At 62.9% G+C, this 21831-nt stretch carries 20 protein-coding genes; 10 read left to right on the top strand and 10 right to left on the bottom strand.

The window, feature by feature from the left end; all coding sequences use genetic code 11:
- Positions 1 to 44: 44 nt before the first annotated feature.
- Both hemW and IYW40_RS20090 read left to right on the top strand, forming a co-directional pair.
- Positions 45 to 1214, top strand: coding sequence for a radical SAM family heme chaperone HemW (gene hemW / locus IYW40_RS20095; RefSeq protein ID WP_196401992.1), 1170 nt, complete (start codon positions 45 to 47; stop codon positions 1212 to 1214).
- 24 nt (positions 1215 to 1238) lie between these two features.
- On the top strand, positions 1239 to 1754 hold the full coding sequence (locus IYW40_RS20090) for a GNAT family N-acetyltransferase (RefSeq protein WP_196401991.1): 516 nt from the start codon (positions 1239 to 1241) through the stop codon (positions 1752 to 1754).
- 121 nt (positions 1755 to 1875) lie between these two features.
- On the opposite strand, the gene IYW40_RS20085 is transcribed toward IYW40_RS20090, so the two are convergent.
- The gene (locus tag IYW40_RS20085; protein ID WP_196401990.1) at positions 1876 to 2649 is read right to left on the bottom strand and encodes a methane monooxygenase/ammonia monooxygenase subunit C; all 774 of its coding nucleotides are present in this window, start codon (positions 2647 to 2649) and stop codon (positions 1876 to 1878) included.
- 358 nt (positions 2650 to 3007) lie between these two features.
- Here IYW40_RS20085 and IYW40_RS20080 point away from each other — a divergent pair, with 358 nt between their 5' ends.
- Together IYW40_RS20080 and IYW40_RS20075 are read left to right on the top strand one after the other, a co-directional pair.
- A complete protein-coding gene (locus IYW40_RS20080) occupies positions 3008 to 3262 on the top strand; it encodes a hypothetical protein (protein WP_196401989.1) in 255 nt (84 codons plus the stop codon).
- Between the two features lie 332 nt (positions 3263 to 3594).
- Positions 3595 to 6441 (top strand): AMP-binding protein, encoded by a 2847-nt coding sequence (locus IYW40_RS20075; RefSeq protein ID WP_196401988.1) that lies wholly within the window; start codon positions 3595 to 3597, stop codon positions 6439 to 6441.
- 42 nt (positions 6442 to 6483) lie between these two features.
- Here the strand turns inward: IYW40_RS20075 and aroC are convergent, their stop codons facing one another.
- Entirely contained in the window at positions 6484 to 7566 is a 1083-nt protein-coding gene (gene aroC, locus IYW40_RS20070; RefSeq protein ID WP_196401987.1) for a chorismate synthase, read from the bottom strand.
- Positions 7567 to 7659: 93 nt separating this feature from the next.
- Here aroC and polA point away from each other — a divergent pair, with 93 nt between their 5' ends.
- Positions 7660 to 10653 carry a DNA polymerase I gene (gene polA / locus IYW40_RS20065; protein ID WP_196401986.1) on the top strand — a complete coding sequence of 998 codons (2994 nt, stop codon included), beginning with the start codon at positions 7660 to 7662 and terminating at the stop codon, positions 10651 to 10653.
- A 14-nt stretch (positions 10654 to 10667) separates the two neighbouring features.
- Here polA and cysN read toward each other — a convergent pair whose 3' ends face one another.
- Genes cysN through IYW40_RS20030 form a run of 7 tightly spaced genes read right to left on the bottom strand, consistent with a single transcriptional unit; the run spans position 10668 to position 16848 of the window.
- Positions 10668 to 12287, bottom strand: coding sequence for a sulfate adenylyltransferase subunit CysN (gene cysN, locus IYW40_RS20060; protein ID WP_196401985.1), 1620 nt, complete (start codon positions 12285 to 12287; stop codon positions 10668 to 10670).
- A gap of 1 nt (position 12288) precedes the next feature.
- Positions 12289 to 13206 (bottom strand): sulfate adenylyltransferase subunit CysD, encoded by a 918-nt coding sequence (gene cysD / locus IYW40_RS20055; RefSeq protein ID WP_196401984.1) that lies wholly within the window; start codon positions 13204 to 13206, stop codon positions 12289 to 12291.
- Positions 13203 to 13952, bottom strand: coding sequence for a phosphoadenylyl-sulfate reductase (locus tag IYW40_RS20050; RefSeq protein WP_196401983.1), 750 nt, complete (start codon positions 13950 to 13952; stop codon positions 13203 to 13205). Before IYW40_RS20050 ends, cysD begins: the two co-directional genes overlap by 4 nt.
- Positions 13949 to 14455 carry a DUF934 domain-containing protein gene (locus tag IYW40_RS20045; RefSeq protein WP_196401982.1) on the bottom strand — a complete coding sequence of 169 codons (507 nt, stop codon included), beginning with the start codon at positions 14453 to 14455 and terminating at the stop codon, positions 13949 to 13951. The genes IYW40_RS20050 and IYW40_RS20045 overlap by 4 nt, the downstream gene beginning before the upstream one ends.
- The gene (locus tag IYW40_RS20040; protein ID WP_196401981.1) at positions 14439 to 16163 is read right to left on the bottom strand and encodes a nitrite/sulfite reductase; all 1725 of its coding nucleotides are present in this window, start codon (positions 16161 to 16163) and stop codon (positions 14439 to 14441) included. The genes IYW40_RS20045 and IYW40_RS20040 overlap by 17 nt, the downstream gene beginning before the upstream one ends.
- Entirely contained in the window at positions 16160 to 16477 is a 318-nt protein-coding gene (locus tag IYW40_RS20035; RefSeq protein ID WP_196401980.1) for a DUF2849 domain-containing protein, read from the bottom strand. The genes IYW40_RS20040 and IYW40_RS20035 overlap by 4 nt, the downstream gene beginning before the upstream one ends.
- Positions 16477 to 16848, bottom strand: a complete 372-nt coding sequence (locus IYW40_RS20030) for a 2Fe-2S iron-sulfur cluster-binding protein (RefSeq protein WP_124738714.1) — start codon at positions 16846 to 16848, stop codon at positions 16477 to 16479. The genes IYW40_RS20035 and IYW40_RS20030 overlap by 1 nt, the downstream gene beginning before the upstream one ends.
- Positions 16849 to 17123: 275 nt before the next feature.
- Here IYW40_RS20030 and IYW40_RS20025 point away from each other — a divergent pair, with 275 nt between their 5' ends.
- The 4 genes from IYW40_RS20025 to IYW40_RS20010 are packed head-to-tail and all read left to right on the top strand — an operon-like array spanning position 17124 to position 20267.
- Positions 17124 to 17960 (top strand): hypothetical protein, encoded by an 837-nt coding sequence (locus IYW40_RS20025; protein WP_196401979.1) that lies wholly within the window; start codon positions 17124 to 17126, stop codon positions 17958 to 17960.
- A gap of 40 nt (positions 17961 to 18000) precedes the next feature.
- Positions 18001 to 18714: a hypothetical protein gene (locus IYW40_RS20020; RefSeq protein ID WP_196401978.1), complete on the top strand. Its 714-nt coding sequence runs from the start codon at positions 18001 to 18003 to the stop codon at positions 18712 to 18714.
- Between the two features lie 12 nt (positions 18715 to 18726).
- Complete coding sequence (locus IYW40_RS20015) at positions 18727 to 19776, top strand: aldo/keto reductase (protein ID WP_196401977.1); 1050 nt, start codon at positions 18727 to 18729, stop codon at positions 19774 to 19776.
- Positions 19773 to 20267, top strand: coding sequence for an N-acetyltransferase (locus IYW40_RS20010; RefSeq protein WP_196401976.1), 495 nt, complete (start codon positions 19773 to 19775; stop codon positions 20265 to 20267). The genes IYW40_RS20015 and IYW40_RS20010 overlap by 4 nt, the downstream gene beginning before the upstream one ends.
- Before the next feature lie 8 nt (positions 20268 to 20275).
- Here IYW40_RS20010 and IYW40_RS20005 read toward each other — a convergent pair whose 3' ends face one another.
- Entirely contained in the window at positions 20276 to 20926 is a 651-nt protein-coding gene (locus tag IYW40_RS20005; protein ID WP_196401975.1) for a YqgE/AlgH family protein, read from the bottom strand.
- A gap of 95 nt (positions 20927 to 21021) precedes the next feature.
- Between IYW40_RS20005 and IYW40_RS20000 the strand changes: the two genes are divergently transcribed.
- On the top strand, positions 21022 to 21828 hold the full coding sequence (locus IYW40_RS20000; protein WP_175092680.1) for a protein-disulfide reductase DsbD domain-containing protein: 807 nt from the start codon (positions 21022 to 21024) through the stop codon (positions 21826 to 21828).
- The last annotated feature ends 3 nt before the right edge of the window (positions 21829 to 21831 follow it).

Below are 21831 nucleotides of genomic sequence, written 5' to 3'. Positions count from 1 at the left end.
CCAGATCGCCGTGCCCTTCCCGCCATTCCGTGCGATAAAGAACCATGGCGACACCGATTCGCAATGCTTTCGACCCCGGCTTTGGCGTCTATGTCCACTGGCCGTTTTGCCTGTCGAAATGCCCCTATTGCGACTTCAACAGCCACGTGAGGCGCGGCGACGTCGACGAGGACCGTTTCGTCGAGGCCTTCAGCACGGAGCTTGCGCATCGCGCCGCTCTGACGCCCGGGCGCGAAGTCCGGTCGATCTTCTTTGGCGGCGGCACGCCGTCATTGATGGCGCCTTCGACCGCTCAAGCCATTCTATCCCAGATTTCGAGCCACTGGACCCTCGCCAAGGACTGCGAGATCACGCTCGAGGCCAATCCGACGAGCGTCGAGGCCTCGCGTTTCAAGGGGTTCAAAGCCGCAGGCGTCAATCGCGTCTCGCTCGGCGTGCAGGCCCTAAACGATATCGACCTGCGCGCCCTCGGCCGGCAGCACTCGGTCGCGGAGGCCCTGATGGCGCTCGACGTCGCCAATTCGGTCTTCGAGCGCACGTCCTTCGATCTGATCTACGGCCGATCGGGCCAGACGGCCGCCGCCTGGCGAAAGGAGCTGGAGCTGGCGCTCACCCGTTCGCCCGAGCATGTCTCGCTCTATCAGCTGACGATCGAGCCGGACACGATGTTCGAGCGCATGGTCAACACCGGCAAGATGGCGCTGCCCGACGCCGACACGCAGCGCGCGCTCTGGGACGTCACGCAGGAAGTCACCGCCCGCGCCGGCCTGCCGGCTTACGAAGTCTCCAATCATGCGCGGCCCGGCGCCGAGTGTCGGCACAATCTGGTGTATTGGCGCTACGGCGAATATATCGGCGTCGGTCCCGGCGCGCATGGGCGGGTGGTCACGCCTCGCGGACGCCGCGCCCAGTCCACCGAGCGGCATCCCGAGATGTGGCTGACCTGCGTCGAGACCGAAGGGCACGGCATCATCGAGGACGAATTGCTCTCGTCCGAGCAGGAAGGCGACGAATTCCTGCTGATGGGGCTGCGGCTGCGCGAAGGCGTCGATCCGCAGCGCTATTTCCTGCTAACCGGCAAGCGCCTGTCGCAATCGCGCATCAGCGAGCTCATAGGCGACGGGCTGGTCGAATTCACCCGCGACAATCGGCTGCGCGTCAGCTCGGAAGGATTCCCGGTGCTCGATGCGGTTGTCGCCGATCTCGCCGCTTAGCGGCGCGCCGCCGCTCTTGGCGCAATGGTCGCGACCGTGACCTACATCGTGAGGCTCTCAGCTCTTTCTGACGCAGACGCGGTGAGCGCCCTTCTGGCGGCGAGCTACTCAACTCTGTTGGCGTCGCATTACGAAAAGGCGCAGCTCGATCGAGCCTTGCCTTTCATGACAAAGGCAAATCCGACACTCCTCGCATCTGGCGCCTTCTACGTCGCGCAGAGCAGCCACGGCGAACTCATCGGGTGCGGAGGCTGGTCGCTTGAGCGTCCGGGAACTGCAAAGATCGTCCGAGGGGAGGCGCATATCCGACATTTCGCCACGCATCCCGACTGGACTCGCTTGGGCGTCGCGCGTGCCATTATGAATCGGTGCTGCATGGACGCCAGGGCTCGAGACGTAAGCGAACTTCATTGTTGCTCAACTTTCGGCGCCGAAAATTTTTACAAGGCGTTAGGCTTCAAAACCGTAGCGGGGGCGTATATCCCTCTCGACTCGCAGGTGTCATTCCCGGCCGTTCTGATGCAGCACGCATTGCCGTGAGCAAGATGTCCGCCGCATGGACGCGTCGGCCTCTGCACATGCGCCGAACCTGAGAATGCAACCGGCGCCGCTCCAACGAGCGGCGCCGGCTTCGCAATATGCGGCTAAGCGCCGGGCGAACTTAACGTCGATAGAGCTGCTCTAGCGCATCCGCGCCGAGGAGTTCGCGAAGACGGCCAAGGATCAGCAGCACGACGCCGAAAGTCGCCAGCGACATCCAGCCGAAAAAGACGAAGCCCCAGTGCAGCGGACCTGCAAAGCCTTCGTCCATCGCCCAGAACGTGTGACCCCATTCATTGAATCCCACATTCGGGATCGTCATGAAGACGCCAACGACAAGAACCACGAAAGCGAGAGAATATCCCTTCGCGAAAGTCGGCAGGCGCGTTTTCGCATAGAAGAACGCGCCGAGCCCGATGATCGCAAAGAGCGGATATGCAATGTAGAAGGTGATGATATTGCTCGGCGTGAAATCCGTGTCGCGCACGGCGGTCATGTGCCAGACAGCCGTCTGCTCCGAAAAGAAGCTTAAGCCCCAAAACAGGGCGAGCGAAAAAACGAGCAGCCACTGGACGAGATAAACGAGCCGTCGCGTTTCGGCTGCGGCGCTCAGGCTCGCCAGATCGCGATCGCGCGTGCGCCACAGAAAGCCGACAAGGCCGACCGCGCCCAAGCACGACGCGAGAATCGCAAATTGCAACAGGCCAATCCAATAGAGCTGAAACTCTGGCGAGAATGAATCGAGGCCAAATCTCCAGGCGAAAAGTTGTTCGTAGAGGCGCAGGATAGCCACGAACAGCATCAAGACCGAAACGCCGATAAGAACGGGCCTGGTGTCGATAATTCGTTCGGCGCTTCGCGCGGCGGAACGGGCCTCTGCTTTTGTCATGCTCATAAGTCATCTCCAAAATTCTGGTTATGTGGGGCATGAACGCCCCTTCGAATGGTTTGATGCGCGCGCTCGGCAGTCGTCGCGTCTGCTCTCGCAGCCGTGGCAACAGGATCCGTTTGAAAGATTTCGCGAACGCGCTCTCGCCGGCATCGCCATCGCAATGATGGCGGCTGCGTTGAATCTCAGCGCGTGAAAACCTTCAGCCCTGTCGGGGAGGAGCTCGTGGCGATTGTGGCGCGCGCCGTGGCTCGATGCGTGGCGCCTGACTGGACGTCTCCAGCGGAGACGCATGAGCCTCAGTGGGAAAAATCAGAGCGATCGAAACAACTGGCTTAGAAGGAGGCGCGTCCAACGCGCCATTGTGAACAACGCAACAGAATCCGTGGCGATGGCGTTCATTTGGGAAAAGCGGCAGCTCGCCGTTCACCGCATCCTGCGGCGCGCAGACTGTTCCGAAAGCGACGCCTTCTCCCAGCGCAACGGCGCCCGCGCCCGCGCTCGTGGTCTGCACGAGCATAAGGAAGGCGACGAGCGCCGCAAAAATGCGCGCACGCTGACTTGTCCGCTGGAAGACTGGATCCACCGCCGCCTCTCGGGTTCCAAGCACCGAACTTAGGTTTCAATCTTGCGTGCGGTCAAGCGAGGTGACGAAAAACCGCTGTGCGACGAAGCGACGCGTCGATTTTTGATGCAAGACAAAGCGAATGCGCGACGCCGCTTTGCGCTTGGTTACTTCGCTCGCGCTTGATCCGATTTGGTCGGACTCCGGAACAGTCAGACTTACTTCTCGAATTAGCCTTCCAGCTTTGCCGTCACTGTGCAGGGGCGCGCGACCTTCGATCGGCCTTCCGGGTTGACACGATGTTCCGCCGGGCAGACTCGCCGAGTCGCAGGCGCGACCATAGTTCTATCGGGTGACGCGTTATGCGCCGCACGAGTGGAAAAGCTATGCCGGAGGCGAAATCAGGCCCTGAGCGGGCGTCGATGCGCCCCGTGGAAGACCCCCAGGAGATCGTTCTTGAGGTCGTCCGCGGTCTCGTCATCGAGTTGCATCCGGATATGGTCGAGTCGCGTCTCGTGCAGCTCGACAGCGACCTCGATCGCGATTTGGCGCTGGATAGCCTGACCCGCGCCGAGCTGTTGCTGCGGCTCAACCGCAAATTCAAGGTGCAGCTCTCTGAACGGCTCCTCGGAGAGGTCAGCCGGCCCCGCGATCTCCTCAACGCCGTTCTCGCGGCCGGCGCCGCGGTCGCCCCTGCGGCGCCTCGTCCAGCTCCCCGTTTTTCGCTCGAGTCTGTGGACGAACCGCTCGAGGCCAAAACGCTGGTCGAGGCGCTGGCTCAACACGCAAAGCGGCATGGCGCGCGCGAAAATGTTCTGCTTTGGCGCGCTGAAGGGCCTCCGGAGCCTCTGACGTATCACGACCTCTATCACGCCGCCCGGGCCGCAGCTGGCGGCCTCATCGAACGAGGCGTTGGCTCTGGCGATCGCATCGCGATCATGCTGCCGACGAGCCGTGATTTCTTCGTCGCCTTTTTCGCGGTTTTGTTCTGCGGCGCTGTTCCCGTTCCGATTTACCCGCCATTTCGCTTGTCACAGATCGAGGATCATCTGCGCCGCCAAGCCGGCATATTGTCGAACGCCGAGGCCTGTGCGCTGATCACGAACGACGAGATCAGAATTGTCGGACGCTTGCTCTACGGGCTGGTCGGCGCGCTTCAGCACATTGTTACGATTCCTGAGCTGAGCACTGCGGCGCCTTTGCCCTCTCCATTGCCGGCGCCGCCCGACGCGACAGCGCTCATTCAATACACCTCAGGCAGCACAGGCGACCCTAAGGGCGTCGTGCTGTCGCACGCCAATCTTCTCGCCAATATTCGCGCCATGGGCGCCGTGTTGAAGGCCTCGTCGGCGGATAGGGTCGTCAGTTGGCTGCCGCTCTATCACGACATGGGGCTGATCGGTTGCTGGCTGGGCAGTCTCTACTATGGAGCGCCTGCGCTGATCATGTCGCCGCTGTCTTTTCTCGTTGATCCGGCCCGCTGGCTGTGGGCGATCGACGCTCACAAAGCGACGATCTCGGCGGCGCCGAATTTTGCTTACGAACTCTGCCTGAAGGCCATCGACGATACGAAGATCGCCAATCTCGATCTTTCTTCGCTGCGCGCGATCATGAACGGCGCCGAACCGGTGAGCCCGACGTCAATTGCGCGTTTTGTCCAACGGTTTTCAGCTTATGGCTTTCAGCAACAGATGATGACTCCCGTCTACGGCCTCGCGGAAAATGCGGTGGGGCTCGCCTTTCCGCCGCTCGGCAGAGGACCGCTCATCGATCGCGTCGATCGGAAAGCGCTCGATCGGGACAGCGTGGCGCGCGTGGCGGACCCCAGCGGCGAGGATGTCATTTCCTTGGTGGCCTGCGGGCGCCCTCTCCCGCATCACGAGATCCGCATCGTCGATGACTCCAGTCGCGAATTGCCTGAACGCCAGGAGGGACGCATCCAGTTTCGCGGGCCATCTGCAACGCGAGGATATTTCCAAAATCCGGAAAAGACTCGCGCGCTGTTCGACGGCGATTGGCTCGAGACGGGCGACCGCGGCTATGTCGCCGGTGGTGACGTTTTCGTCACCGGCCGCATCAAGGATTTGATCAAGCGCGCGGGGCGCAACATCTATCCGCAGGAGCTCGAAGAGGCTGTCGGGTCGCTTGAAGGGACGAGAAAAGGCTGCGTCGCGGTGTTTCCCGCGCTCGACGCGCGCGCCGGGACGGAACGACTCATCGTTTTGGCCGAAACGCGCCTGACCGAAGACGCGAGGCGGGAATCGCTGCGCAAAATGGTCGTCGAGGCGTCCCAAGCCTTGCTTGATCTCGCGCCGGATGAAGTCGTTCTCGTTCCACCGCACACCATCCCGAAAACGTCGAGCGGCAAGATACGACGCTCGGCGGCGCGCGCCATGTTCGAATCCGGCCGGCTGCGCGTAAAAAGCGAGAGCCCACAATTGCAGCTTGTCCGCCTCGCCCTATCGGGCGCCGGGCCCTGGCTGCGCAAAGCCCTGGCCAACCTCGCGACCTCGGCATACAACGGCTACGCATGGAGCGTGCTGGCGTTCATTGGCGTTTGCGTGTGGCCATGCGTGCTGGCGACGCCAAAGCGGTCATGGCGTCACCGCCTTGTCAGCGCGGCGGCTCGATCGTTTTTTCGCATGATCGGATGCCCCCTCTCGGTCACGCGCGACGCGCTGCTCCCGCAAGACAATGCGATCCTCGTCGCCAATCATTCCAGCTATCTAGACAGCGCAGTGCTGGTCGCCGTCTGTGCTGGAGAGCTCTCCTTCATTGCGAAGGAAGAGCTTGCCCATCAGCGCGTCGCCGGTCCCTTCTTGCGGCGACTCGGCGCCATTTTCGTTCGCCGCTCTGATCCGGCAGGCGGCGTTGCCGACGCCAGGGAAGCCTTGAAGTCGGCGCGCGCCGGCGTGCGTCTGGTCTGGTTTCCGGAGGGCACCTTTTCGCGAATGCCGGGACTGCTGGGGTTTCATATCGGCGCGTTTTCCAGCGCCGTGCAGTTGGGGCTTCCAATTGTGCCTATCACCATACGCGGCACGCGCTCGATTTTGCGCAGCGATTCATGGCTGTTCAGGCGAGGCCCGATCGCCGTGCATATCGGCGCGCCGATCGCGCCCGAGGGCGACGATTTCCAAGCGGCGATCGCGTTGCGCGACGCCGCCCGCCAAAGAATATTGGAGCGTTGCGGCGAACCTGACCTCGGTCACGAACGCGTGGCGTTGACGGGATGAGTCGACTCGCGGCAACTCGCGATCAGCCCCGCGACGCGGCCGTCACCCCACCTGCCCGCGATGGCGCAGGAAATGATCGGCGAGCACGCAAGCCATCATCGCTTCGCCCACCGGAACGGCGCGAATGCCGACGCAGGGATCGTGACGGCCTTTCGTAACAATCTCAGTCTCTTTGCCGAAGCGATCGATCGTGCGGCGCGGCGTCAGAATTGAGGATGTCGGCTTCACTGCGACGCGCACGACGACTGGCTGGCCTGTCGAAATGCCGCCGAGCACGCCGCCGGCGTTGTTCGACAAAAACTCCGGTCCGTTTTGTCCGGCGCGCATCTCGTCGGCGTTGTCTTCGCCGGTGAGTTCGGCCGCGGCGAATCCGGCGCCGATCTCGACGCCCTTCACTGCATTTATCGACATCATCGCCGCAGCGAGGTCGGCGTCGAGCTTGCCATAAATCGGCGCGCCCCAGCCGACCGGAACGCCTTCCGCGACAATCTCGATCACCGCGCCAATGGAGGAGCCGTCCTTGCGCACGTTATCGAGATAATCCGCCCATGATTCCGCCGCGCGGGCGTCGGGGCAAAAGAGCGGATTGCGCTCCACCTCGTCCCAATCGAAATTCGCGCGGTCGATCCTGTGCGGGCCCACCTGCACCAACGCGCCACGAATCGTCACGCCGGCGATCACTTTGCGCGCGACCGCCCCGGCGGCGACTCGCGCCGCGGTTTCCCGCGCCGAGGAGCGCCCGCCGCCGCGGTAATCCCGGACGCCATATTTCGCGTCGTAGACGTAATCGGCGTGGCCGGGCCGATATTTGTCGGCGATCTCGCCATAGTCCTTGGAGCGCTGGTCGGTATTTTCGATCATGAGCGCGATCGGCGTTCCGGTCGTCACCTGTCGGCCATCGCCGTCGGAAAAAACGCCCGAAAGAATCTTTACCTCATCGGCCTCCCGCCGCTGCGTGGTGAAGCGCGACTGTCCCGGCTTGCGCTTGTCCAGAAAGCCCTGGATCTCCTGCGCTTCCAGCGGGATGTTCGGCGGACATCCGTCAACGATCGCGCCGAGCGCCGGCCCGTGGCTCTCGCCGAAGGTGGTGACGCGGAAAAGATGGCCGAAACTGTTGTGGGACATGCGATCTTCTAGGCTTGGCGCCGGCGAGGGTCAAACGGCGGTTTCAGGCGCCCACGTCATGACGCGGCGCGCGCGCGCCGCTAAGATAGGCGCATGACCCTCACACATAAGCCCGTCGGCCCCGGGAGCCACATCTTCCTCGTTGACGGCTCCTCCTTCGTCTTTCGCGCCTATTTCCAGTCGATCCGACAGGATGCGAAATACAACTATCGCTCCGACCGGCTGCCGACCGGCGCCGTGCGGCTGTTCTGCACGAAGCTGTTGCAGTTCGTGCGCGAAGGCGCGGCCGGCGTGAAGCCCACGCATCTCGCCATCATCTTCGACAAGAGCGAGCATTCCTTCCGAAAGGACCTCTATCCCGACTACAAGGCGCATCGCTCCGAACCGCCGGACGATCTCATTCCGCAATTCCCGCTGATGCGCGCCGTCGTGCGCGCTTTCGGCCTCACCCCGATCGAACAGGACGTCTACGAGGCCGACGATCTCATCGCCACCTATGCGACGCAGGCGCAGGCCAAGGGCGCGGACGTGCTGATCGTCTCGGCCGACAAGGATCTGATGCAACTCGTCGGTCCCGGCGTCAGAATGTACGACCCCGCCTCGGGGACGGCTGGAACGAAAGGCGCGCGCGAAGAACGCCTCATCGGCGAAGCCGAGGTCGTCGACTATTTCGGCGTTCCGCCGGACAAGGTTGTCGACGTGCAGGCGCTCGCGGGCGATTCGACCGACAATGTGCCGGGCGCAAAAGGCATCGGCGTCAAGACCGCCGCTCAGCTCATCAACGAATATGGCGATCTTGAAACGCTGCTCGCCCAGGCGTCGGGCATCAAGCAGCCCAAGCGCCGCGAGGCGCTGACCGAGCCGGATGCGGTCGCGCGCATCCTTCTCTCGAAGAAGCTCTGCGAACTCGTGCGCGACGCGCCGCTCCAAACACCACTCGAAGAGCTTGGCCTTCATCAGCCGGACGCGGCGAAGCTCATCGCGTTTCTGCAGGCGATGGAGTTCACGACGATCACTCGCCGCGTCGCCGAGATGTATGGGGTCCAGGCGCAGGATATCGAGCCGGATCCCGGTTTTGTCGGCGCCGCCGGCTGGCGCGGGCGCAACGGCGAATTGTCCGAGATCGCGCCGCCCGCTTCTGAAGCGCCGAACCGCGCCGAGAAACCGACGAGCGACGCGCTCACGCCCGCGAACCTCGTCGCGGCGCGTCTCATCGAAGCAAAGGCGGTCAAGATCGACCGCTCTACTTATGAGACGGTCAGCTCGGCCGAGCGTCTGGATGATTGGATCACGGAAGCCGTTGGCGTAGGACTCGTCGCGATCAATGTCGAAACGACCTTGCCGGACCCGATGCGTTGCGAACTCATCGGCGTCTCGCTGGCGACCGCGCCGGGACGCGCCTGCTATATTCCGCTACAGCATCGCTCTGGCGACTCGGCCGACCTTTTTTCCGGCGCCGATTTGGTCGAGGGGCAGATCCCGCTCGACGCGGCTCTGGCGCGATTAAAGCCGTTGTTTGAGGACGCCTCGATCCTCAAGATCGCGCATAATATGAAGCATGATCTGCTGGTTCTTTCGCGCTACGGAATCGACGTCGCGCCGATCGACGACGCCATGCTCATGTCCTACGCGCTGGACTCTGGACGTGGCGATCATCGTCTCGAAGAGCTGGCGCGCAACTATTGCGGCCATGACGCTCTGACCTTCGCCTCCGTCGCCGGCGCGGGCCGCAATTTTCTCGGCTTTGCCCGCGCTGCGCTCACAGCGGCGACGGAATACGCTGCGGAACGGGCGGATGTCGCCTTACGCCTTTGGCGCGTGCTGAAACCGCGGCTCTTGGCCGAGCGCATGACCACGGTCTACGAGACCTTGGAGCGGCCGATGGTCGCGACGCTCGCGCGCATGGAGCGAAGGGGCGTCATGGTCGAGCGCGCGACCCTGTCGCGGCTCTCGGGCGAATTTGCGCAGGACATGGCGCGTCTCGAGGCCGAGATCTTCGAACTTGCCGGCGAGAGTTTCAACCTTGGCTCGCCCAAGCAGTTGGGCGACATTCTTTTCGGCAAGATGGGGCTGCCGGGCGCAAAAAAAACCGCGACGGGCGCCTGGTCGACTTCCGCAAGCGTTCTCGAAGACCTCGCCGTCGCCGGCAATGATTTTTCGCGCCACATTCTCGATTGGCGACAGCTCTCCAAGCTCAAGAGCACCTACGCCGACGCCCTGCCCGGCTATATCAATGCCGAGACCGGTCGCGTGCACACGAGCTATGCGCTCGCCGCCACGACGACGGGACGGCTCTCTTCATCCGAGCCGAATCTGCAGAACATTCCCGTGCGCAATGAGGCCGGCCGCAAAATCCGCAAGGCCTTTGTCTCGGCGCCCGGCCATGTGCTGATCTCTGCGGATTATTCGCAGATCGAGTTGCGGCTGCTCGCCCATATCGCCGACATTCCTCAGCTCAGACGCGCCTTCGCCGAAAATCTCGACATTCACGCGATGACGGCGAGCGAAATGTTCAATGTGCCCATCAAGGACATGCCGCCCGAAACGCGCCGCCGCGCCAAGGCGATCAATTTCGGCATCATCTACGGCATTTCCGCCTTCGGCCTCGCCAATCAGCTGAGCATTCCGCGCGAAGAGGCGAGCGCCTACATCAAACGCTATTTCGAACGCTTTCCCGGCATTCGGGACTATATGGATTCAACGCGCAAGACGGTGCGCGAGAAGGGCGAAGTCTCGACGATTTTCGGCCGCATCTACCACTTCCCCGGCATCTCATCGGCCAATGCGTCAGACCGCGCCTTCTATGAGCGCGCGGCGATCAACGCGCCGATCCAGGGCGCGGCCGCGGACATCATCAGGCGCGCGATGATACGAATGGATGACGCGCTCGCGCACGCCGGACTATCGGCGCAGATGCTTCTGCAGGTGCATGACGAGCTTGTGTTCGAAGCGCCAAACGATGAAGCCGAGGCGACGATCGAACTCGCGCGCCGCGTCATGGAGCAGGCGCCGTCGCCCGCCGTCCATCTCGCCGTGCCGCTGAAAGTCGATGCGCGCGCCGCCGCCAATTGGGACGAAGCCCACTGACGCCCTCACAGCGCCTAATCGTCGCTTCCCTGCGCCTCGCCCGTCGCGAGTCCGAAATTTAATCGCGACCAGAACCGTTCGTGGAAATAATAGAGCGCGAAGATCGCGATCATTTCGACGCCGGTGATTTCGGCGGCGAGTGCGGCGCTTTGGACGAAGGCGTAAACGATCAGGAACGTCGAAATGCTCGCCGGCAGGAGCCAGGTGAGCGCCTTCACCAGGCTGCGCGTCGGGGTCGGTCGAAACGACTCCCGCGCCAACGGCAGTCCTTCCATGGAGGCGTAGCTGAGCTCCGTCAGCGGCGGCGCGACGCGGCCATTCGATGCGGCGACGGCTTTGACCATGCCGACCGCGACCGTTTCATTGGTGATGCGGTCGATGAGAATGAATCCGCCGGTTTCGCGGTTCTCGCCATAGGGATCGCAGGCGATCACGGTCTCGAGCGACAGGCGCGCGCCGCCGATCTCGTTGAAGGCGAGCGTCGACCCTTCGGGCAGCGGCTGCGGCAGGCCGGTTTCGATGTCGATTCGCGCATCGACCGCGGTCACGGCGGCCGGCGCAGTCTTCGTCCCGAGCTTCAAGAGATAGCTCTTGCCGACGACAAGAGGCTCACGCACCAGCCACAACAGCCTCGCTTCGAGACGATCCCCGGTCTTCGCCGGCGAGACCGGCGAACACAAGAGATCGCCGCGCGAAATGTCTATCTCTTCGGTGAGCGTGAGGGTCGCCGACTGACCCGAAACGGCGCTTTCGAGATCGCCGTCGAAGGTCACGATCCTGGCGACGCGCGTGTCGCGCCCCGAGGGCAGAACGCGCACGATGTCGCCCGGCTGAATATTGCCGCCGCTGATGAAGCCCGAGAAGCCGCGGAAGTCGAGATTGGGCCGATTCACCCATTGCACGGGCATGCGGAAGGGCGCGATCCGCGTGGCGTCCTCCACCGCGACGCCCTCGAGATAGGAGAGCAGCGGCGGTCCATCGTGCCAAGGCATATTGGCGCTGTGGTGAACAAGATTATCGCCATCCTTGGCGACGAGCGGCGCGACGTAAATGGACGCGAAGCGAAGATGGTCGGCGAAGGCATGAAAATCCGCTTCGATCTTGCGGAACACCTCTTCGCTGTAGCCAACGAGATCCATCTTGTTGACGGCGACGACGACATGGCGGACGCCGAACATCGAGGTGATGACGCTGTGACGCCGCGTTTGCGGCAGGATTCCCTTGCGCGCATCGACAAGCAGAATGGCGAGTTCCGCGGTTGAGGCGCCGACGGCCATGTTGCGGGTGTATTGCTCGTGGCCGGGCGTGTCGGCGACGATGAACTTGCGCCTGTCGGTCGCGAAATAGCGATAGGCGACGTCGATGGTGATGCCCTGTTCGCGCTCGGCCGCAAGCCCGTCGACGAGCAAGGCGAAATCCAGCTCTTCGCCCTGAGTGCCGTGCTTTTTCGAATCGCTTTCCAGCGCCGCGATAATGTCGTCCGGCGCAAGATCGGCGTCGTAGAGCAGACGACCGATCAGCGTCGATTTGCCGTCGTCGACCGAGCCGCAGGTGATGAACCGCAAGAGCGGCTTTTCGCCGACCAACCGCGCTGGCGCGCGCGACGGCGATGCGGCAGCGACGGCGCCATGCATGTTAAAAATATCCTTCCTGCTTCTTTTGCTCCATGGAGCTGGAGCCGTCGTGGTCGATGAGCCGCCCCTGACGCTCCGAAGAGCGGCTTTCGCGCATCTCCGTAATGATCTCTTCGAGACTGGCCGCATCGCTTTCGATGCCGCCCGTCAATGGATAGCAGCCGAGCGTACGGAAGCGCACCATCTTATGTTCGATGGATTCACCGGGCGCGAGCTCCATGCGCGCGTCGTCGACCATGATGAGCGTGCCGCCACGGCGCACGACCGGCCGCTCCTTGGCGAAATAGAGCGGAACAACGGGGATGTTCTCGCGCGCGACGTAATCCCAGATGTCCGCCTCGGTCCAATTGGACATCGGGAAGACGCGCAGGCTCTCGCCAGGCGCCTTTCGCGTATTGTAGAGACGCCAGAATTCCGGGCGCTGATTCTTCGGGTCCCAGCGGTGCTGCGCCGTGCGAAAGGACAGCACGCGCTCCTTGGCGCGGGATTTTTCCTCGTCGCGGCGCGCGCCGCCAAAAGCGGCGTCGAATTTATACTTGTCCAGCGCCTGCTTCAGCGCCTCGGTCTTCATGATCTCGGTGTGAAGCTTCGAGCCATGAACGAAGGGGCTGATGTTCATCTCAACCCCTCTGGGATTGATATATTCGATGAGTTCGAGGCCAAGCTCTTTCATGCGACGATCGCGAAACTCGATCATCTCGCGAAATTTCCAGGTCGTATTGACATGGAGCAGCGGAAACGGCGGCTTGGAGGGATAAAAGGCCTTCATGGCGACGTGCAGCATCGCCGCCGAATCCTTGCCGATCGAATAGAGCATCACCGGCCGTTCGCACTCGGCGACGGTCTCGCGCATGATGTGGATGCTCTCGGCCTCGAGTCGATCGAGATGGCCGAGCGGACGTGTCGCAAGCGCCGTCATAGGCTCGCCTCTTGCGGCGCGCCGCGTCGCAACACGCCGTCGTCGCCGACATGAAGGCCGCATTCCTTCTTGTTGTCTTCTTCCCACCACCAGCGTCCGGCGCGTTCGTCTTCGCCGGGCTGCACCGCGCGCGTGCACGGCGCGCAGCCGATCGATAGAAATCCCTTGGCGTGGAGATCGTTGACCGGCACTGAAAACTCCTCGACCGCGGCGACGACCGCGTCGCGCGTGTAATCTGCCAGCGGATTGAGCTTCAGCACCCTATGGGTCTCATCGAAGGCGATGAGCGGCGCCTCGGCGCGCGCCTGCGATTGGTCCGCGCGAAGCCCCGTCACCCAGCCGGAAACGCCCGCGAGCAGCCGCGACAGCGGCTCAACCTTGCGAACATGACAGCAGGCCTTGCGCGCGTCCACGGACTTATAAAAGCCGTTGATCCCCTGCTCCTCGATGAGCGCTTCGAGCGGCGCGGCCTGCGGGTAAACCGCGCGAATACGCCGCGCATAGCGCGCTTCGGTGCGCTCCCACAGCTCATAGGTTTCGGGAAAGAGCCGGCCGGTGTCGATCGTCGCGACGTCGATATCGAGACCTTGCGTGAAGATCGAATGCGCGATGAGCTGATCCTCGACGCCAAAACTCGTGGTGAAGACGATCCGGCCAGGAATGAACGCGCGCACGAGCAGCAAGCGATGATTGAGATCGAGCGGCGCCAGTCGCGGCGCCAGCGTTTCGGAGATGGAAGGCTTCATGAACGCACCGCCTTTCGGCGCGCTTCGAGGATCGAGCCGCGCCCGGCGTAGCCGCGCTGATAGCTCATTGAATAGGCGTTGAGCGCGGCGCGCCACTGTTCTTCATCCTGGCGATCGGCGAGATCGTCGGGAATTTCGATCGTATCAAAGCCGCAACCGATCGCGTGAGGATATTGGTCGGCGACGAGACGCCCGCTGGCGCGCAACTCGCCTTTAAACTCCGCGCGCCGCAGCAGGCGCGCCAAAGAGAAGCCGCGGCCGTCAGCGAAAGCCGGGAAAGTGATCGAGATGAGGTCGAGCCGCGGCAAGGCGGCGATGAGCGCCGACGGTTCCGTCGTGTTCGGAACGATCACGCCAAACGTAGCCGTCGGCCCGAGGACCTCCACGGCATGTTCGAGTCGCGGCAATGACACGATGAACTTGCCCGTCTTCGGCAGCGCTTCCTCGTCGGCAAGTCGGCGCCATGCGTCCTCGATGAAGCGGCCGTCAGATATCAGCGCCATCTTCGCCCTCCCGACGCAGAACGTCTTTGAATCGCGCATGGCCGATGCGGCGCCAGGTGTCGATGAAGGCTTCGCCCTCCTCGCGTTCGGCGAGATAGTAGTCGACGAGATGTTCGACGACGTCGGGCACCTGCTCGGCGGTGACGCCAGGTCCCAGAATTTCGCCGATCGACGCGGAGAAGGTCGGGTCGCCGCCGAGCGTGATCTGATAGGACTCCTGGCCCTTCTTCTCCAGGCCGAGAATGCCGATCGCGCCGACGTGGTGATGGCCGCAGGCGTTGATGCAGCCTGAGATCTTGACGCCGAGCTTGCCGATGCGCCGCTGCCTGGACATGTCGGAGAAGCGCTTCGAGATCGCCTGCGCGATGGGAATCGAGCGCGCCGTGGCGAGCGAGCAATAGTCGAGACCGGGGCACGAGATGATGTCGGAGACGAGGCCGGCGTTCGCCGTCGCAAGACCGGCTGCGTCGAGCATGCGCCACAGAGCGAAAAGATCGTCCTGCTTCACATGCGGCAGGATGATGTTCTGCTCATGGCTGACGCGCAGCTCGCCAAAACCGAAGCGCTCGCTCGCCTCGGCGAGCACGCGCATCTGTTCGGACGTGGCGTCGCCCGGAACGCCGCCGATGGGCTTCAATGAAACGGTGACGATGGCGTAGCCGGGCATCTTGTGCGCGCCGGCATTGACGTCGACGAAATTTGCGAAAGCCGGCGTCTCCAGTTTCGCGGCGCGCAGCGAGGCGGACGTCGCCGGCAGCGAGTCATAGGGCGGCGGCGCGAAAAAGGCGGCGATGCGCTCGAATTCCACGGAATCGTGAGCAAATGCCGAGCGGTCCATCGCCGCGAACTCGGCTTCGACCGCGGCGCGGATTTCGTCGATTCCCTTCTCGTGGACGAGAATTTTGACTCGCGCCTTGTATTTGTTGTCGCGCCTGCCGAAGCGGTTATAGACGCGCAGGATCGCCTCGAGAAAGGCGAGCAGATCCTCGCGCGGCACGAACTCGCCGACGACCTTGCCGATAAAGGGCGAACGGCCGAGTCCGCCGCCGACCACAACCTGATAGCCGATCTCGCCCTCATCGTTCTTCACGATGCGCAGGCCGATGTCATGCACCAGAATCGCGGCGCGATCATGCGCGGCGCCCGTCACCGCAATCTTGAACTTGCGCGGCAGAAACGAGAACTCCGAATGCAGGCTCGACCATTGGCGGAGAAACTCCGCGGTCGGCCGCGGATCTTCGATCTCATCCGGCGCGACGCCGGCGAAATGATCGGCCGTCACATTGCGAATGCAGTTGCCCGACGTCTGGATGGCGTGCATCTCGACTTCCGCCAGCGATTCCAGAATGTCCGGCGTATCGACGAGCTTGGGCCAATTGTATTGGAGGTTCTGGCGCGTCGTGAAATGGCCGTAGCCCTTGTCCCACCTATCCGCGATATCGGCCAGCCGGCGCATCTGCCGCGCCGTCAGCGTGCCATAGGGAATAGCGACGCGCAGCATATAGGCGTGAAGCTGGAGATAGAGCCCGTTCATCAGCCGGAAGGGGCGAAACTCCTCTTCCGTCAGCGCGCCGGAAAGCCGCCGGCGCACCTGCTCGCGAAATTCCGCGACGCGTTCGCTTACAAAAGCCGCGTCATATTCATCGTAACGATAGGTGGTCATCGGCGCATTGGGCCGCTGCGCCACACGCAGATCGACCGCCGTCATAACGCGCCCTCGCCCGCTTGTTTGCCAAGATCAAGGCGAATGCTCGGTCCCTTCACGCGCATCTTCTCTCGATAATGTAACGGCGTCGGCGCGCCGTCGCTCCCGATCTCGACATCGGCGAGATAGACGTCGACCACGCGATTGGCTGAAATGTCGCACTTGCCCAAGGCTTCGAGCGCGGTCGCCTCGTCGGCCTTCCGCGCGATGCGCGCGCGGCGGTGGTCGCGCTCCCAGCCCGAGGGGCCGAGAAACACCACTTCGCCGTCCGTCAAATTCGACGCGATCAGGATCTGGGGATGTTTGAAGACGGGCATTACGTTTCCTGCGCCAGCTTTAGCCGAAGGCCGCTCATCTCATCGGACCAGATGATCTGGCAAGAGAGACGCGAATTTTCGTAAAGCATCGGCAATTCATCGAGCTTTTCGACTTCCTCTTCGCGCGGCGGCGGCACGCGGCGGGCCGATTCCGCGTCGAGAACGACGTGGCACTCCGCACATGCAAGAGCGCCGCCACAGGTGTTGTCCATGCCGACGCCATGGTCGCGCAAGATCTCCATCAGCCGCCAGCCTTCGACGGCTTCGAGTTCATGGACAACGCCGTCGCGATCCTCGACGTGCAGAGTCGGCAGACTCTGCTGCGACGATTCGGCGGGCCGCCGCGCGACGATATTCTCGATATTGCTCATGCCTTGACGCGCCGACCTGGTCCGCGCCAGCGAGCAGCAACGGACGTTCTGTATTTCGAACGCATAAACCTCCAAACCGCACGAATGTCAATTCACGATCTTATTGTGGTGCTTGCGTTTAATAACATATTCATTGTGTTGTTTTAAGCGCGTCACAATTGGAGCGCCATCCGCAGTTAGCTGAAACAGAACATGACAAGCGCTAAAAACCATGTTTGTTGAGCGCTTGTCATTCACGCACAGCGGCGCCAGCGCGACCTGCGATAGGAGCACCCATGGTTAAGAAGCCGGTCAAAATCACCAGGGAAGCGCCAGCGAAACGGGAGCCGGAAAGCCGGCCGCGTAAGGCCGAGGCTCCGGCCGCCGCCGCGAACGCCGCCGCTCGCCCGGCGGTCATCGTCGTTGGCGCGGACAAGGGCGGCGTCGGCAAAACCACGATCGCCAGAGCCATCCTCGATTTTCTTTCGCTCAATGACATTCATACGCGCGCGTTCGACACCGAAACGCCGCGAGGAACGCTTCATCGCTTCCACCCCGACGAGACGATGATCGTCGATCTGACCGAACCCTCGGACCAGATGAAGATCATCGACACGCTGAATACGTCGCAGGCCAAGGTCAGCGTCATCGACGTGCGCGCCGGCGGGTTGAGCCCGGCGCTCGGGGCGCTCGACGAAATCGGCTTCTTCGATGCGGTGAAAGGCGGCGAATTCCGCTTCGTGCTGCTGCATGTGATCGGACCCTCCATCGCTTCGCTGGAGGAGATCGCCGAAATCGCGCCCTACGTCACGGACGCCAACTATTTCATGGTCAAGAATCACGTCAACGACACGACCTTCTTCGAGTGGGATCCACAAACGCACGCGAAATATTTCGAGCACGTCGTCACCTCGGGCGAGATCACGATCCCGAAGCTCAGCGAACTCGCCTACGAGCAGGTCGAGCTATCCGGCACGCCGTTCTCGACATTCATCGGCAATCAGGACGCGCAGGGCCGGCCGGCGGAGCATTCGTTCGTGTTGCGCGGCTACGTCCGAACGTGGCTGGCGCGCGTCGCCGACGAGTTCGAACGGGTCGGCCTTCTCGATCTTGTTGGCGAGAAGAGGCGATAGAGGGTCGCGGCGGCGGCGCGCATCTCTCCGCGAAGACCACATGGCGCGTCGCACTCTTGCGTTCTTCGTTTGCTCGCCGCACTCGCGAACAGGCGTGACGACAGCGGCGCGTTTGCTGACCGACTATTATCTGTCGCGCAATGTCGGCGTGGAAGGCTTCGACACGGATTTCCGGGAGCCGCTTTATGCAGTGTTCTTTCCGGAAGCGACGCACATCGTCGACCTCAGCGAGATCAAGGGGCAGATGTCGCTCTTCGACCGCCTGCTCGTCGCTGACGAGACGCCGAAGATCGTCGACGTCTGGCATCGCTCCTATGAGCGCCTGTTCGCGACCATCGCCGAAATCGGCTTTCTCGAAGAAGCGCGGCGGCGCGGCGTTGAGCCGATCGTGCTCTTTCAGACGGATGTCACCGAGAGCGCGGCGAACAGCGCGCTCGTCCTTAAGACCACATGGCCGGATCTCATGATGAGCGTCATTCACAATCGCGGCGCCTCGCCGCTCGGCCGCGACTCCTTGGCGATTCTTGCGCGCTATCCCGCGAGCGGCAAATTCGTGATCCCCCGCCTTGAGGCGCCGATCGCGCGCGCGCTCGACGACGTCGATCTGTCGCTATCCCGCTTCATGACGGAGCCGCCGCCAGGCATGTCGATCGTGGTTCGCGCGGCGTTCAAAGCATGGCTCTTGCCGATCTTCACTCAATTCCAAAGCTTCGAATTGCGGCTCGAGCTGCAGTCGAGCGAATGGCTTCGTTAAGGGACGCGCCCCGTGGAATACCGCAAACTCGGCGACAGCGATCTCTCCGTCTCCGCCATCTGTCTCGGCTCAATGACGTGGGGACAGCAGAACAGCGAGGCCGAAGGCCATGCGCAACTGGACTATGCGTTCGATTGCGGCGTCAATTTCATCGACACGGCGGAAATCTATTCCATTCCGCCGAAGCGAGAAACTCAAGGCTCCTCCGAGCGCATCATCGGAAGTTGGCTCGCCGCACGTAAGAACCGCGACAAGGCGATCATCGCAACAAAAGTCGCCGGCCGTGGCGACGCCAACTGGCTGCGTCCGGGGCGCGTGGGAACGGTTCTCGACGCCAAGAATATCGACTCTGCGATCGAGGGATCGCTGAAGCGGCTACAGACCGATTATATCGATCTTTATCAATTGCATTGGCCGGATCGTTCGCTACCGCTTTGGGGCGCGGGCGGAACGGTCTATCGACGGCCGACGAAGCGCGACGAAATCCCGATTGAAGAGACGCTGGAAGCGCTAACGCGGCTCGTCAAAGCCGGCAAGGTTCGGCACATCGGCCTTTCCAATGAAACGCCATGGGGCGTGGCGCGCTTCCTGCGCGCTGCGGAACTCGGCCATGGGCCGCGCGTCGTCTCGATTCAAAACGCCTACAACCTCGTCAATCGCACCTTCGAGATCGGTCTCGCTGAGTTCACTGAGCGCGAGCGCGTCGGATTGCTCGCCTATTCGCCGCTCGCGCAGGGATACCTTACCGGCAAATATCAGGGTGGCGCGCGGCCGCCCGGCGCGCGCACGACGCTGTTTGAGCGCGCGCAGCGTTATGAGAAGTCGGAAGTCGAACACGCGGTCGCCGCCTATCTGACGCTCGCGCAAGATATTGGAGTCGATCCGGCGCAACTCGCCATCGCCTTCGTGACGTCCCGGCCCTTCGTGACGTCGAATATCATTGGCGCGACGACGATGGCGCAGCTCACAACAGACCTCGCGTCGATGGAGCTCAGGATCACGCCTGAAATCGAGCGGCGTATTGACGCCATCCACCATCTCCACAGCAACCCCGCGCCATGACCGAAAGCGCAACTCTTCGCGCGGAGACGCCGGAGGATCATTCCGCCATACGCGGGCTGCTTGTTGCGGCTTTCGACCGATACGGCGAGGCCGAACTCGTCGAGGCGCTGCGCAAGGAAGGCGACCTGGTCTTTGGCGGCGTCGCGGCTGTCAACGGCGTCATCGTCGGCTACGCCGCCCTATCCAGGATGAACGCTCCCTTTCCGGCGCTCGGGCTCGGTCCTGTCGCCGTCGCCGCGGCATATCGCGGAAAAGGGATCGCCAACGCTCTTTTGCGCTGGAGCTTGGCGCGTGCGCAGGACGACCAGTGGCGCGCGATTTTTGTGTTGGGCGACGGCGCCTTTTACGGTCGTTTCGGATTTCGACCGGAGCTTGCAGCCGGCTTCGACACGCCATATGCGGGGCCGCATTTCATGGCGCTGGCGCTTAATGGCGCGCTTCCAGCCAAGGAGGGACCGGTAGACTATGCGCCAGCCTTCGAACGACTCTGAATCGACGCTCAGGCGTGTCCCGCATGTGTCGACAGCCGTTGTGGATCGACGCCGATCGAGCGCAGCGCGCGCGCATATTTCGTCTCGAGGTCATGATCGAACAGCAAAGCGGGATCGGTCGGACAATTCAGCCATCCGTTACGCTGAATCTCTTCTTCGAGCTGACCCGGGTCCCAACCCGCATAGCCGAGCGCCAGCAGCGCGCGGTCCGGGCCGCGCCCTGCGGCGATGGCGCGCAGGATGTCGATCGTCGCCGTGAGCGAGACGCCGTCGTCGATCGGCAAGGTGGAATTGTCGAGGAAGAAATCCGGCGTATGCAGCACGAAACCGCGGTCGGTCTGCACCGGCCCGCCGGACAGCACCTGGATGTCTTCGGCGCGGCTCGGTAGGCTGATGCGCTCCTGAGGCGCAATCACTTGCAGCTGAACGAGCAAATCGGGAAAATTGCGCACACGGGCCGGCTGGTTGACAATGATGCCCATGGCCCCTTCTTCGGAATGGGCGCACAGATAGATTACCGAGCGTGCGAAGCGCTGATCCAACATGCTCGGCATCGCGATCAGCAATTGGCCATCAAGAAAGCGGCGCTCGTCGGGACGCCCGCTGCGGCGCTCGCTCACCCTCTCCGCGAAATCTTGCTTCTTTCCGCTCGCCCTCATAGGGTCATGCTACGCCCGCCGCGTTCTCAGGACAAGCGGCGCAGATCACGTAACTGACTGCCTTGACTGGGGGACGGGGGCGCCGAAGGATCACGATGCGCTCAAAATTCTTTCTGTTCGCGCCGCTAGCCGTCACGCTGGCGCAGAGCTTTCCGGCGGCGTCGCTCGCGGAGAACACGGCCTTCGCGTCTCCGATCGTAAAGGGGACGGCGTCGAGCGCTCGGCTCTTGTCCGCCGGCCCGCCGCAGGGCGGGGCTTACCGCGCCGCCGTCGAGATCGCGCTCGCGCCGGAAACCATCACCTATTGGCGCCAGCCTGGCGAGTCGGGCTCGGCGCCCGCGTTCGATTTCTCGAGATCGGTCAATGTCGCCAAGGTCGAACCGTCCTTTCCGGCGCCGAAACATATCGACGAGGCCGGAACCATCGTCGCCGGCTATGATGCGCGCGTCGTCCTGCCGTTGAAGGTGACGCCGCGCGATCCCAACGCGCCGGTGACGCTCAATCTCGTGCTCGACTACGCCTCCTGCGGCAAGATCTGCCTGCCGGGCCGCGCCGATCTTTCTCTGGAGCTGCCGCGCGCCGGCGCATCGCCTCATGCGGCGGCGATCGCCGAAGCCGAACGCCTGGTGCCAAAGAAACTCAGCGCGGCCGACGCCAAAAAGCGCTTTACGGTTTCGCGGAATAGCGCGGACGGGTCGTGGCGGCTGCGCTACCTTGGACCCGGCAAGGTCGAGGACGTCTTCGCCGAAGCGCCTGAGCCGCTCTTCATTGAAAGCACGCGCGCGGGAGAGGGCTTCGAGCTTAAGCTCTTTTCCGGCAGCGCGCCCGCCAAGGCCGCCGACGCGACGTTAACGATCGTCACCGACGCCGGCGCTTTCGAGGCCCCGGCGCGGCTGGAGTGAGCG

The organism is Methylocystis sp. H4A, from assembly GCF_015709545.1.
In the GTDB taxonomy this organism is placed as follows: domain Bacteria; phylum Pseudomonadota; class Alphaproteobacteria; order Rhizobiales; family Beijerinckiaceae; genus Methylocystis; species Methylocystis silviterrae.
This window is presented reverse-complemented; position numbering and strand designations above follow the sequence as displayed.